The organism is Parabacteroides sp. AF27-14, from assembly GCF_003635425.1.
GTDB classification, from domain to species: domain Bacteria; phylum Bacteroidota; class Bacteroidia; order Bacteroidales; family Tannerellaceae; genus Parabacteroides; species Parabacteroides distasonis.
The window spans coordinates 49,764-63,504 of sequence record NZ_QTLZ01000013.1 but is presented as its reverse complement, the minus strand read 5'-3'; the positions used below and the strand labels follow the sequence as shown (position 1 = coordinate 63,504).

The window sequence follows — 13,741 nt, the reverse complement described above, 5'->3', positions numbered from 1 at the left end:
AGTTGTACGAAACCGGGGTTTTTGATTTTTAACGAGTAGCCTTTTCCACTAAATAGACGATCGATTTATAGGATATCCCACTATTCATCGTCAAACCGATCTCGCACGTACGGCTATTGCTATATCCTTCCGTCGCCCCATGCAAGTTCGGTTTCAAGTAATGAAGACCGGAAGCGTTTAGTTCCGGATAGAAGAAACCACGATCGCCCGCCCAACCGCAACAAGTAACTTGAGCGGGAGAGACCACCCGGTTCGCACATAAGCCCGCCAGTTCCACCAGCTTGTCTTGTACTCCCATCTTCGTTGTACTACAAGTAGAGTGTACCGCTACCGTAACCGGCAACTTAGTAAAGTTCAGACGATCACGCATAAAGTCATAGATAAACTCCACAGGTTCATATAATCGTAAACGTTTATCCAAGGTTTCCCTCATATGCAGCAAGCAAGGGCTCATGTCACACAAAATAGGCAAGCGGCCGTTATCGCTCGCTCGTAAAAGAGCCTCATTCAATTCCTTTGCCTTCTGCGCCGCTTGCTTCCGGAACCCTTTACTGCTAAAAGCCATGCCGCAACAAAGCTTACTTAGATTCTCAGGATAACGAATCGTAAAGTCCGCTCTTGTCAATAAAGCGATTGTTTGTTCCGTTACACTTACAAAATCCACATCTTCATAATCAGCTGAAGCTCCCATCGTGCGGGTAATACAAGACGGGAAATAAACCATTTCCATCCCATTCTCTACACCCGTCAGTTCCTTGAACTTTGACGCGCCAGAAGGTGTATGCCGAGTCCAAAGCGGGAATTTATGAGCGGAAGCCCTAAACAAGAAAGAGGTAAATCTCTCGAATGCGTTATATCCCACCAGCTTTGAAAACACATGGGGCAGCTTAAGCAAAGGACGAAGCATACCCGTTACGGTTCCCATATTCCCGGCGATGCCCGAAGCGATAGCATTCGCCAAGGCACCATTCTCTTTCCACCGTAACTCTTTGATCAATAAACCGGTATTAATGCCAACCGGACATGCCGTAGCACATAGGCCATCGGTAGCGCAGGTAGCGTTACCTTTATAGTTAAAGGCTTTCTTGAGTTCTTTATATCGCTTAGAGTTTGTTTCCCCCTGTTCCGCCAAAGCCGATAATTCCCTATAGATCACGATACGTTGCCGGGGTGTCAATGTCACATGCCTTGACGGACATTGTATCTCACAAAAACCACACTCGATGCATTTATCGATCAGCTCATTCGCCAACGGTATTTGCTTTAAGTTCTTTATAAACACATCCGGGTCCCGATTTAAAAGGACACCCGGATTTAATATATTTTCCGGGTCAAAGAGCCTTTTGATCTTCCACATCAACTCATAAATCTCCTCACCCCATTCATCTTTAACAAATGGAGCCATATTTCGTCCCGTGCCATGCTCCGCTTTCAAGCTACCGTCGTAGTAAAGTACCACATCTACAAGGCTACGCATAAAAGAAGCGTAATGATCGATACCTTCCTGTGCGTTTATATCCGGAAAAATCGTGAAATGAACGTTTCCATCCAATAAATGTCCCCACATCACCGCATTTCCGTATCCATAATCCGACAAGACCCCACGCACTTGTTCCAAAGCCTCTCCTAAAACCTCTTCCCGGAAAGCGATATCTTCAATAATAGATACCGTACCCCGTGGCCGTCTTCCCGCAGCGGAAGTAAATAAACCGTTTCGTACCCGCCAATAAGTAGCGTAAAGCTTCGGATCGGTCGTAAATGATACCGGATATAAGGTCTGTATATCTGCTAGCCGCTCCTCTATATCCCGGAATTGGATTTGAAGTTCTTCTTCCGAATTAGAAGACGTGTCGATCAGCAACGCTACCGCATCCTCGGGTAAAGAATGTAATATCTCCGGCATCCCCGGTTCATCCTCTACCGCATGTAAGGCGTTTCTATCCATCAACTCGGCGGCGGACACTTTGCATTGGCGTAACGGGGCTATGGCTCTGCACGCCTCCATCAAAGAGGGGAAATAAATCAAGGCGGAAGCTTTTAAAGCCTCATCGGGGACTGTCTCGAAAGTAACCGAAGAAATAAACCCTAAGGTTCCTTCCGAGCCAACCATTAAATGCATGAGTATATCGTATGGATCGGTATAATCCAAGAAAGAGTTCATTCCATAACCGCATGTATTCTTCAACTCATATTTAGATAGAATCCGGTCTTCCATGTCTGGATTCAACAAGATCTCCAAACGGAAATTCATCAACTTCTCCAATAAGCCTATATGCGTTTGCATGAAATCCCTGCGACTCGCTAACGAAGAAGTATCCAAAAAGGCTCCATCCGCAAAGATAATCTCCATATCCCGGACCGTATTATAGGAGTTATGGATAATACCATAGCTAGAACCACTCGAGTTATTCGCTACGATCCCGCCGATACGTGCGGATTTGATGGAGGCAGGGCTAGGCCCTAGCTTACGGCCATAAGGTTTCAACCAGCGGTTCGCCTCTTCTCCAGTTATACCACAAGGGAATTTAGCCAAACTCCCATCTCCTGAAATCTTAACCTTTCCATAGTCAGGACTGATTTCCATCAATACAGAATCTGTAATAGTCTGGCCGGATAAAGAGGTCCCCCCAGCTTTAAAGGTTACAGATTTACCAGTCTTCTCACATTCAGCAAGAACACGTTTTACATCTTGCTCACGACTCACGATTTCAACTCGTTTGGGATTCAACCTGTAAATCCCGGCATCTGTTCCCTTCGCTAATGTAGTTAAAGCATCAGCATATACCTTTTTTATCTTCATAGTCTAATACCTTTATTTGTCTAGAAACGACATTTCAACAAAGATATGAAACCTTTAAGACAATCAGGGCATTTCTCTAAAATAACGGGGAGAATACCCGAATACTAGCTCCGGATGGAAAATCCAGATTAAATCTTTCAATAAATATTCCGGATGTATAGGGAATTCCTCGTAATAAGGAACTGCACCTGTATTACAGGTATAAATCCGTTTTTTTTTAAAAGCGTCGAAATTCTCGTAAGGAGTATATTCGGAGCGTAAATCGTTATAGGTCATCTCAGAAGACTGATTATATTTAACAAGCCAAATATCCGCATGGATCGCTTTATCAAACACGGTCTCAAACGCTAAGGGGGTACTTCCGGCACCCGGTAAATCCTTAAACATATAATCAGCTCCGGCGTCCTCGATAAGATGAGCCATATAACTATCTCCGGATGGTACATACCACGAAGAGCCGAACTTTTTCTCCGACAAAACAGTAGGACGATTATCTATATTTGCGGTTAAGTCCTTTAGAGACAAATAGGCTTGCTCTGTTTCTTTAAATATAGAATCGGCCATCCCTTCCTTTCCGAATAGCAAACCATAAAAGCGAATCCACTCCGTACGCCCCAAAGGAAATGCCTCCATATAGTCGGCTCCTTCGATAATGGGTATCCCTATCTTCTCGACAGGCCCATAACTACTGTTCTGGAATGGGGAAGCTATCACGAGTTCCGCGCCGATCTCTATCATTTTCTCTATATTCGGAGAGGTAGCCTCACCTAAATCAGCGATTCTTCCGGCCTGTATACCCTCTTGTATGGCAGGAGTATCCATATAACGAGGCTCACAAACGCCTATAACCTTATCGGTTTCGTGCAGTTGATCAATAATAGCCGCATGGACAGAAGTATAAATCACAATATCTTTTACCGGGACCTTCACGATCGTCCCTTTGGGTAATCCGCCGGGAACCGACTTTGTCCGGTCTACCAATAAATAGCGTTGAAGCAGACGGGTGCTATCCCACGGATCACGAACTTCCACCATTATATAGGTATCAAAGCGCTGAACCGTGAAACCTTGGGCATATTGAATACTATCAGAGGAAAGAGCTTCCTTGGAAGAAGTTTGCTTTCCGGATGGCGTACATGCCACCATCCAGAAAGCGAACCCTAAGAGAATCAGTAATCGCATTAGATATTATCTTTTTGAGCGAGGACTACTTTCATGGGATTTAAACCGGCCTCAAACTTCTTGAACAATTTACCGTCACCTCCGAAACAATAGATATCGCCATTATTCTTATAATCAGACTCTGCGACATAGACATTTCCACCCACGGCACTGATTGAATAAGGGGATTGTATTGAGGTTCCATCTGTAATAAAGCTCGTTCCCGCAGATTGGCTCTTTGTATCAAATGTTAAAAATGCAGGGCTAGACATTCCCCATTGCGCATAGAACAGAAATAGCTTGCCATCCTCATAGGCCATCTCCGTTGCGTTTGGACAATTCGTAAGGGAAGTAACCTCATAAGTCTCCGTATTTATCTTTTGTACCGTATTGGGTATATCCGCATAGTTACCCATAGAAACCACATATACATTTCCTTGCTCATCCGCCTGTATCCGTGTGGGATTCAATACTACATCCAACTTCTTTATCTCTGTAAAAGTAGACAGATCAACCACTGATACCGTTTTATCATACCCAACCTCGGTACTGTAATCCATACCTCCGGAGTTTGAGACAAACAATTTATTAGAAGATACCGCCAATTGTTCCGGATTCCGTCCGACCTTTACTTTCGCCTCAACCTCCAAGGATGCGGTATCCAAACGAGCGACATATCCATTATAATAGCTAATATAGACTTTTCCACCCTCTGATACCATATAACGGGGCTGCCCCTCTGTCTTGACTTGCTTAATGGATTTTGCCTTCAGATCTGTCACTTCTATCGTAGACTCTCCATATACCGCGATATACATCTTATCGCCATACACGATCATATCCTGTGCCGTATCTCCCAGCCCCCTGCCATTTTGAGCCAAGAAATAATCGGGGACAACCTCATCCTTTTCTATGTCGTACATATATAAAGAAGAGTTGTTATTTCCCATATTGCCCGAATTCAAGAAATATAAAGCCATGAAAGAACTATCCTTCACAAAATCAATAACTCTTACGGAAGCATAAACAGAAGACTCACCTTCCGCATTTGCGGCTATAACTAATAAATAGCCTATATTTACGACATCCGTAATAGCATATGAATGTGTTCCAACTTCTACCTCCGCAATTTTCATATCTTTAGCGGTTCCATCAGAGGAACCATAAATCACGTACTTTGTTACATTGTCAACAGAAGACGGAGCTGTCCAATTTAAGGTTCCGCTAACTTTTAAAGCTTCCGGATTCTCATCCGTAAAACTGACATTAGTTACAGATACATTTGGTATGTTCAGTGAAGGCTCATTGTCATCATCACAGCTGACAAACGAGAAAGACATCAATGCACACAAGGCAGAGACACAAACTAAATTCTTCTTTTTCATTACTTTACTTTTATAGTTTACTAATAGGATAAACAAATACTTAAACGCCAAGAACGGCCCGGCATGGGATAATACTGAATAACATCATAATTCACGTTCGCAAGATTTAACAATTCACCTTGCAAACGCAAACCGAAATATCGAAAACGAAAATCTCGATTTATAGAAATACTCTGTTCTATATAAGAATCAATCCTGTTCCGATCTATATTTTGCGGCAATGCATAACGATCACCAACCGCAGTCAGTATATAAGAGACATTTACCCATGGATTTTCCAAGGTTACGGAAACCGTGCCAGAATGACGAGGTGTATAAGGAATCTGATCCTTATAATTCTTAGCTTCCGGATCTGTCACATCAACCGCGTATTGAAAAGAATAAGTGGAAGCCAAAAGCAAGCTCATTCGTAAGGGCAATCGGAATTGTGTAGATAAATTTACATCTACCCCTTTAATATCCACTTCGCCCATATTCATCATCTTCCAAACATACATGGTAGGTAAAGCCACGATCTTATCTTTCACCGTATTATAATATCCATCCGCCGAAATACTGAAATGCCGCAGCCAATCCCCACAGGAAGAACTCCATGTTACCCCTACATTATATTGGGAAGTTTCTTCCGGTTTCAAATTTGTATTTCCCATACGGAGGTAATACAAGTCCGTAAATGTAGGAACCCGGAATATATCTTTGTAAGAGGCACGTATCCGCAAAGTACTTTCCGAGAATGGCCGCCAAGACAAACTTACAGCCGGGGATAAACGCCTCTTATCATCCGGTTTTTCCCCTTGCTCCACTTTATCAGTGATATATGTTCCCAATAAACTAGCGGTAGCCGTGAATCGACTGTTCTTATATTGCACCGCTAGTACTGATTGAGAGGCCATTCGCTTTGGATTAGGGCCGTTCACAAAATTATTGTCCAGCATAGAGCGAGTTAAATCCGTAGTCAACGTCGCCGATACATACTTTATAGGAGTATACAGCAAACCTACAGAGCCATAATACTCATTCTGTGTATTCAAATCGACTTGTTCGCCCGCAGCATATTTATCATTTATATCTAAATAACGAGTAAAAGCATAATTATACTTAGCCATGGCCCGTAGCGTAAATTTCTCATTAAGAACATTCTTATACCCCGATTGCACGAAAAAGTTATTATCCCATAATCGTTCAGAAGTGTTCTTGTTATATAAATTAACAGAACCGGGAAGCCCCCGCTCCGAATCAAAATAGTACGCCTTAAAGGAAAGTTCGCCTCCCCTTCCAAAATCGCCGAATAGATTACCTTCCAAATGGAAAGAATGGATATCGCTATTTCTTCGCTTCTCTCTCGTTTCCAATTCCCCATTAATTAATGTATAGGGATATTGTCCATCCGCACGCACGAAATCACCATGTAAGGATGCGCTCCAACGCTTTCCTAATTTTTGATCATAATGCAGCACAGGATTAAAAAGCCCGAAGGAACCTCCCTTAACCTTAAGATAAGTATGAAACGATTTGTCTTTAAACGTGGGCTTTCCGGTTTGTATATTCAAGGCGCCTGCCGAAGCATACACCCTTGCCGTTTGGAAAATGTCATCCGACTGCCCGATTGACAAGGAAACCATCTCCACATTATCCAACGAGAAACGGCTGATATCGACTTGCCCGCTTTGCGCGTCCGTAATCGTCACCCCATCGTAACTGACGGCGGTATGCTTCGCCCCCAAGCTACGTACCGAGACCGTTTTCAATCCTCCGATCCCCCCATAATCCTGTACCGTAACTCCCGAGAAGCGTTTCACGGCCTCGGATAGGTCTTGTACTCCCAAGCGATCGATTCCCGCCCGGTCCATAATTTGCAAAGGCGTACCTTCACGGGTGACCGACGGACGTACCTTCTCCACCACTTCCACCCCGGAAAGCTCGTGATAGGCCGTCGTATCGATCTGTTGACCGTAAGCGACACCCAAAGAGAATAACCATGCGCTAAAAACGCATAGGCATCTTATAAGATATAAATCTCGCATAGCAACATTTAGATTTACCAACGTCTTCACCCGAAACGTCGCATAACAAAATCATGGCAGGTTTTCTGGCTCGTCCACCCTCTGTCGGCTACCTTCCCGCCTATCCGATAGGCAGTGGCAACAAGATTTGCCGGGGCTCCAAGGACTTACAGCTACGGGTACAGCTCCGGACTCGCACCGGATTCCCTTTTACTGATTATTATCGGAATCGATAACATCTACACCTTGATTGGCCGCAAAGATACATGTTTACTTTTTGATTAGCAACAAAAAAGCCCCCCGGCGAATCACTTCGGCGGAAGGCTAGGGAGTTTACACTTTTCTAAACATTACTAACAACAAAATATTTATTCTATGTATAAAAGAATAATATCATTAACTGTGCGGTCAACACACGCAAAAACATGGTCAATGGATAAACCGTCGCATATCCAACCGCCGGCGCATCATTTCCTGCCGCCATATTGGAATAGGCTAACGCAGGAGGATCGGTCGTACTTCCCGCAATCAATCCCATCAACGTAAAATAATTCAGTTTATAAAAATACCTTCCCACACAACCGATAATCAGTAGAGGCAATAACGTTATTATAAAACCATAACCGATCCAAGCTACACCACCCTTATTGACTATCGTATCGACAAAACCTTCACCCGCACTCAATCCCACGCAGGCGAGAAACAACGTGATTCCTAATTCCCTCAATAGTAAATTAGAACTTTGCGTGGTATAAGTAACCAATTTATAACGATAACCGAACCGGCTTATCAATATCGCAACGATCAACGGACCTCCCGCTAATCCTAATTTCACCGGTTGAGGAATACCCGGAAAACTAATAGGAAGACTTCCCACGATAATACCCAAAACTATACCAACAAAAATAGTCACCAAATTAGGTTCATTCAAGCGTTTCATTGAATTACCCAGCGTCTCGGCAACTTTCTCCACCGCCAATTCACTACCGACCACTGTCACCCGGTCGCCTATTTGCAAGACCAGATTAGGAGTAGCTACCAACTCCAGCCCCGCACGATTGATCCGAGTCACGTTAATTCCATGTAAACGGCGTAACTGCAAAGCCCCTAATTGCTTACCGTTGATTTCAGACCGGGTAACCAAAATACGCCGGCTGATAAACTGGCTTTCCGCCGGAATCCATTGCTTACGATCCATCTGTATTTCTTGACCGATAAAAGTCTTTATCGCCTCCACGTCATGCTCTGCGGTAATAACAAAAATCTTATCATCCCCATTCAATACCGTGTTCCCCGCCACGATCTCTATCCGATTCGTATCGTTACGTAAAATACGGGAAATAACAAATTCACGGTGTTCCAACAATTTAGATAGCTCACTTACGCTACGACCAAAAATCGCCGGATTCTTCACCACCAAAGAGATAGGTACAGCCTCTCCTCCCGATTCCGTATCCGTCTCTTCTTCCAATTGTTCCGTCTCCTTCGCAAAAGAGATACGGAAAACATAACGGATAAAAATCATCGACAAGATAATGCCGATCACACCTAACGGATAGGCAACCGCATATCCTAAAGCGATCGTTTCATCCGAGATCCCCGTCATATCTGAATAAGCCTGTTGAGCAGCGCCCAATCCCGGTGTATTCGTCACTGCTCCGGATAAGATACCTACCATTGTCGGTATAGGAATGCCTGTAATATAATGTATAATCAAGGCAGTAATCACCCCTAGAAAAACAATACCGCAAGCAAGCATATTCAACGTGATCCCTCCCTTTCGAAACGAAGAGAAAAATCCGGGGCCTACTTGCATACCTACCGAGTAAACAAATAAGATCAAACCAAACTCTCTAAAAAAATGAACGACCGACGGATTCGCCGTAAAACCGAAATGCCCGAGAAAGATCCCGACAAACAGTACCATGGTAATCCCTAAAGAGATACCGAATAGCTTCAGTTTACCAAGCTGGATCCCCAGAGCGATCACAACGGATAACAAAAGGATAGAATGCCCTACCCCTTCTCCCCATAACAATTCATTAATCCATTCCATATCTATTCATGTATATATTAATTTAAGATAAAAAAGTACCTCTGGCGAATCACTTCGGCAGAGATACACATATTGAACATTTAGTATCCCAGTTTAATCTGGCATCCATTCTAACAACATTTACTAATATATTTTCTATTTCTTATGCTGATAATTTAGACAAACTTTCCTCTTCCGGCAAAAGGGTTACCGGCCATTCAAATGTCGCACGACAGTGCGAACAGATCCTTTTCATACGTCTTTGTTCCTTTTAAGATATTGCTTATCTTTTCGTACTGCTTTCCTAATCCCTCGAGCAAAAACAGCCTTTAATGAATGGCAGGTCTTCTGACTGACTCCCATCTTGAGGCCTTCCCGGTCGCTAGAACCAGTGGCGATAGTGTTGTTTCAAGATGTTCTTCGGAGCTTCACAGCAGCGGGACTGTCCGGGATTTACACCCGATTCCCTTTTAATCCACATACCCGAATGGTATATGCGGAACCGATTCGGGAACAAAGATAGCATGTTTTCCGTATATATCATATCTTTTCGCTTTTTTGTTTACTTTTATTATCCAAATAAAAAAATCCCGGGACAAAACAATTGAACCGGGATCTTTTAACCTCTAAGCTATCCTCCCGACAGGAAGAGGCTTTGATTTTCCTTAAATAATAATTACTACAAGGGAATATTTCCATGTTTTTTAGGAGGATTACTCTGGCTCTTATTTTTCGCCATTTCCAACGCCTGAATCAATTTAAAACGTGTGTCTCTAGGTTGTATGACTTCATCTATAAATCCTTGCTCGGCTGCCCGGTAAGGATTTGAGAATTTCTCGGTGTATTCACGAATTGCTTGTTTCTTCTCCTCATCGTTGGCTTTCCGGTATAATATATTCACGGCACCTTCAGCCCCCATCACCGCAATCTCAGCCATCGGATATGCCAAGTTTATATCGGCACCGGTAGGCTTACTTGCCATTACGATATAGGCTCCCCCGTAAGCCTTCCGGGTAATCAACGTGATTTTGGGAACCGTGGCCTCCGCATAAGCGTAGACAATTTTTGCCCCGTGGCGTATAATTCCCGCATGTTCTTGCGTACAGCCCGGCAAGAAGCCCGGCACATCCTCGAACGTGATCAATGGAATATTGAAGCAATCGCAGAAGCGAATGAAACGTGCGGCCTTATCAGAAGCATCGATATCCAAGACTCCCGCTAAAAAGGCAGGTTGGTTCCCTACGATACCTATGGTACGGCCTCCCAAACGAGCGAATCCCACTACAATATTGCGAGCGAAATGAGGCATAACCTCGAAAAAGTAATGATTATCCACTATCGGCTCTATAATATCCTTGATGTCATAAGGGACATTAGGATCTTCCGGAATCACATGCTGCAACGACTCTTCTACCCGACGCACATCGTCAGCACAAGCTATAACTGGAGCGTCTTCCATATTATTAGAAGGCAGGAAACTCAGAAGTTCCCGGATACTCATCAAAGTCTCCTCTTCCGTATCACACACAAAATGTGCGACCCCGCTTTTTCCGCTATGTACCTGCGCCCCGCCCAGCTCTTCCTTATCGATCACCTCGTGAGTCACCGCCTTTACGACATCCGGCCCCGTGATAAACATATGACTTTGCTCTTTGACCATAAAAATAAAATCGGTCAAAGCCGGGGAATAACAAGCGCCCCCCGCACAAGGCCCCAAAATAGCCGATAATTGGGGAACGACTCCCGAGGCCATCGTATTTTGGTAAAAGATAGAAGCATAACCAGCCAAGCTATTCACCCCTTCTTGAATCCGGGCACCCCCCGAGTCATTCAAGGCGATGATCGGCGCTCCGTTCTTTAAGGCTAATTGTTGCACTTTCACGATCTTAGCGGCATTCGTGGCACTCAAGGTCCCACCGTATGCGGTAAAATCATAAGCGTAAACAAATACCAAACGACCATCGATCTTTCCATAACCACTTACCATTCCATCACCGGGAATCTTATTCTTATCCATCCCGAAGTTTGTACACCGATGCACCACGAATTTATCCAGCTCATTGAAAGTCCCTTTATCCAACAGCATCTCGATTCGTTCACGGGCGGTCATACGCCCGCAAGCATGTTGTTTCTCAATGCGATTCAATCCTCCTCCCAACGAGGCCTCTTTATTCAAAGCCTCAAAATCTTTATATAATTGCTCGTTATTCATATGAATCATCTTTTAATAGGTCTAAAGTCATAAGCACTTGATTGTTATCAACGGAATCTCCCTCGGATACCAATATATCTTTTACCACGCATGCTGAGCTTACCTTATAGTTACTCTGCATCTTCATCGCCTCAAGTACGACCACGGTATCCCCCGTTTCCAAGCGATCTCCTTTCCGCACAGGTATTTTCACGACTTTACCCGGCATCGGGGCGACAATCTTGTCATCTTGCTTCTCTTCCGCACTTTTACGCATACGCAAATATTTCTTTTGGGTATCTACGATATCCACATGATAGGAACGGTAGAACATATTCACGTCATAACTCCGATGATCTTCTCCGGAGATGATCTCCGCGTTAAATGAGTTCCCATCGTGCAAGACAGAACAACTGCCGTTCTCCGTCATCACGATATCCACATCATACGGCTTCCCGTCGATAGAAAGCCGGACTTTATTCCCTTCTTTACTGACCAATGTCACATCGGCCACACGATTTCCGATATGTATTTCCATAACCAATACCCGTTAAATCCGTAAGACACCTTTTTGTAAACCAAACTCCCGCCAACGGCTGATAGGACGTGTATCCACCAATTGGGTAGAAGTATTTTCCTCTAAATTCATCAAATAATCCATATAAGCGGCGATCATGGCGATATTCTCGATTTCCTCGTTATTACCGTTAGACCGTTGTAGCATCCGGGCATTCTTAGCGATAAATAATGTATTATATTCCCCTTTCACGAAATCAGGATTATGCATGATACGTTTCAAATAACTGAGGTTCGTCTTTAAGCCCGTGATTTTATATTCATATAGAACCCGGCGCATACGCTCGATCGCATACGCACGTGTCGTTGCCCATACGATTAATTTACCGATCATAGGGTCATAATAGACCGGAATCTCATACCCTTCATATACATAGCTATCGATACGTACCCCGATACCATTCGGTTCCGTTAATTGCCGGATAATACCCGGGGAAGGCATGAAATTATTTTCCGTATCCTCCGCACAGATCCGGCACTCGATGGCATGTCCTCGTTGGAAAAGATCTTCTTGACGAAGATGCAAAACCTCATTATTGGCGATACGGATTTGTTCCTTTACCAAATCCACCCCTACCACTTCTTCCGTGATAGGATGCTCTACTTGTAGCCGGGTATTCATTTCCAAAAAATAAAAATGGCGGTCCTTATCTACAAGGAACTCTATCGTTCCCGCTCCGGAATAATGAACCGCTTTAGCCGCAGCCACAGCCTTTTCCCCCATTTCTTTACGTAAGTCCGCTGTTAGGAATGGAGACGGGCTTTCCTCTACTATTTTCTGGTTACGACGTTGAACCGAACATTCCCGGTCAAATAGATGAATGACATTACCATGGTTATCTCCCAATATCTGGAATTCTATATGATGCGGCTCCTCTACGAATTTCTCTATATATACCGTATCATCACCAAATGAGGACAACGATTCTGAACGAGCCGTATGATAAGCCTCGACAACCTCGCCCTTCTCATGTATCAGGCGCATCCCTTTTCCTCCACCTCCCATAGAAGCTTTCAGCATAACAGGGAAACCAATTTCTTCGCAAACCCGAAGCGCTTCTTCCGCACTTTGCAACGGTTGCTCCGTACCGGGAACCACAGGAACCTCTGCGGCGATCATGCGTTTGCGTGCGGCGATCTTATCTCCCATCGCTTCCATCGTCTCCGCTGACGGACCGATAAATATCAATCCTTCTTGCTTACAACGGCGTGCGAAGTCCGCGTTCTCCGACAAGAAACCATAACCGGGATGTATCGCATCGGCATGGTGCCGTTTCGCCGCAGCGATCAGATTGTCTATATTCAAATAACTTTCCTTGGAAGCCGCCGGGCCTATCAAGGCTGCCTCATCCGCATACATTACATGCCGAGCGGTACGATCGGTCTCCGAATATACGGCAACAGTGCGAATCCCCATCTCCTTACATGAGCGCATCACACGGATAGCGATCTCACCTCGATTCGCAACAAGCACTTTACGGATCATGTCGCCACGAGGACATAAATTCTCCATAAATCATTAACTATTGATTCTTATTCTTTTCGTACTGCTTTCCTAATCCCTCGAGCAAAAACAGCCTTTAATGAATG

Annotated in this window: 8 protein-coding genes and 2 riboswitches; all 8 genes read right to left on the bottom strand. The window is 44.2% G+C overall.

All coding sequences use genetic code 11. From position 1 onward, the window contains the following. Positions 1 to 28 precede the first annotated feature (28 nt). Positions 29 to 2,800, bottom strand: coding sequence for an FAD-binding and (Fe-S)-binding domain-containing protein (locus tag DWY79_RS14010; protein ID WP_122369525.1), 2,772 nt, complete (start codon positions 2,798 to 2,800; stop codon positions 29 to 31). A gap of 63 nt (positions 2,801 to 2,863) precedes the next feature. Further along, positions 2,864 to 3,982 (bottom strand): ABC transporter substrate-binding protein, encoded by a 1,119-nt coding sequence (locus tag DWY79_RS14005; protein ID WP_122369524.1) that lies wholly within the window; start codon positions 3,980 to 3,982, stop codon positions 2,864 to 2,866. Continuing rightward, positions 3,982 to 5,346, bottom strand: a complete 1,365-nt coding sequence (locus tag DWY79_RS14000) for a DUF5074 domain-containing protein (RefSeq protein WP_005859612.1) — start codon at positions 5,344 to 5,346, stop codon at positions 3,982 to 3,984. The genes DWY79_RS14005 and DWY79_RS14000 overlap by 1 nt, the downstream gene beginning before the upstream one ends. A 20-nt stretch (positions 5,347 to 5,366) precedes the next feature. Then, a complete protein-coding gene (locus DWY79_RS13995) occupies positions 5,367 to 7,370 on the bottom strand; it encodes a TonB-dependent siderophore receptor (protein ID WP_034526476.1) in 2,004 nt (667 codons plus the stop codon). A 37-nt stretch (positions 7,371 to 7,407) separates the two neighbouring features. After that, positions 7,408 to 7,613: riboswitch (cobalamin riboswitch) on the bottom strand. A gap of 109 nt (positions 7,614 to 7,722) precedes the next feature. Beyond that, entirely contained in the window at positions 7,723 to 9,405 is a 1,683-nt protein-coding gene (locus DWY79_RS13990) for a putative transporter (protein ID WP_005859616.1), read from the bottom strand. A gap of 299 nt (positions 9,406 to 9,704) precedes the next feature. Continuing rightward, positions 9,705 to 9,906: riboswitch (cobalamin riboswitch) on the bottom strand. 157 nt (positions 9,907 to 10,063) lie between these two features. Then, positions 10,064 to 11,596 carry an acyl-CoA carboxylase subunit beta gene (locus tag DWY79_RS13985; RefSeq protein ID WP_005859626.1) on the bottom strand — a complete coding sequence of 511 codons (1,533 nt, stop codon included), beginning with the start codon at positions 11,594 to 11,596 and terminating at the stop codon, positions 10,064 to 10,066. After that, positions 11,589 to 12,113, bottom strand: a complete 525-nt coding sequence (locus tag DWY79_RS13980) for a biotin/lipoyl-containing protein (RefSeq protein WP_005859628.1) — start codon at positions 12,111 to 12,113, stop codon at positions 11,589 to 11,591. Before DWY79_RS13980 ends, DWY79_RS13985 begins: the two co-directional genes overlap by 8 nt. Before the next feature lie 12 nt (positions 12,114 to 12,125). Continuing rightward, positions 12,126 to 13,637, bottom strand: coding sequence for an acetyl-CoA carboxylase biotin carboxylase subunit (gene accC / locus DWY79_RS13975; protein ID WP_008777846.1), 1,512 nt, complete (start codon positions 13,635 to 13,637; stop codon positions 12,126 to 12,128). Positions 13,638 to 13,741 lie beyond the last annotated feature (104 nt).

Coding starts and splice junctions, on each gene's coding strand:
- DWY79_RS14010 (WP_122369525.1), bottom strand. CDS start 2,800: ATGAAGATAAAAAAGGTATATGCTGATGCTTTAACTACATTAGCGAAG.
- DWY79_RS14005 (WP_122369524.1), bottom strand. CDS start 3,982: ATGCGATTACTGATTCTCTTAGGGTTCGCTTTCTGGATGGTGGCATGT.
- DWY79_RS14000 (WP_005859612.1), bottom strand. CDS start 5,346: ATGAAAAAGAAGAATTTAGTTTGTGTCTCTGCCTTGTGTGCATTGATG.
- DWY79_RS13995 (WP_034526476.1), bottom strand. CDS start 7,370: ATGCGAGATTTATATCTTATAAGATGCCTATGCGTTTTTAGCGCATGG.
- DWY79_RS13990 (WP_005859616.1), bottom strand. CDS start 9,405: ATGGAATGGATTAATGAATTGTTATGGGGAGAAGGGGTAGGGCATTCT.
- DWY79_RS13985 (WP_005859626.1), bottom strand. CDS start 11,596: ATGAATAACGAGCAATTATATAAAGATTTTGAGGCTTTGAATAAAGAG.
- DWY79_RS13980 (WP_005859628.1), bottom strand. CDS start 12,113: ATGGAAATACATATCGGAAATCGTGTGGCCGATGTGACATTGGTCAGT.
- accC (WP_008777846.1), bottom strand. CDS start 13,637: ATGATCCGTAAAGTGCTTGTTGCGAATCGAGGTGAGATCGCTATCCGT.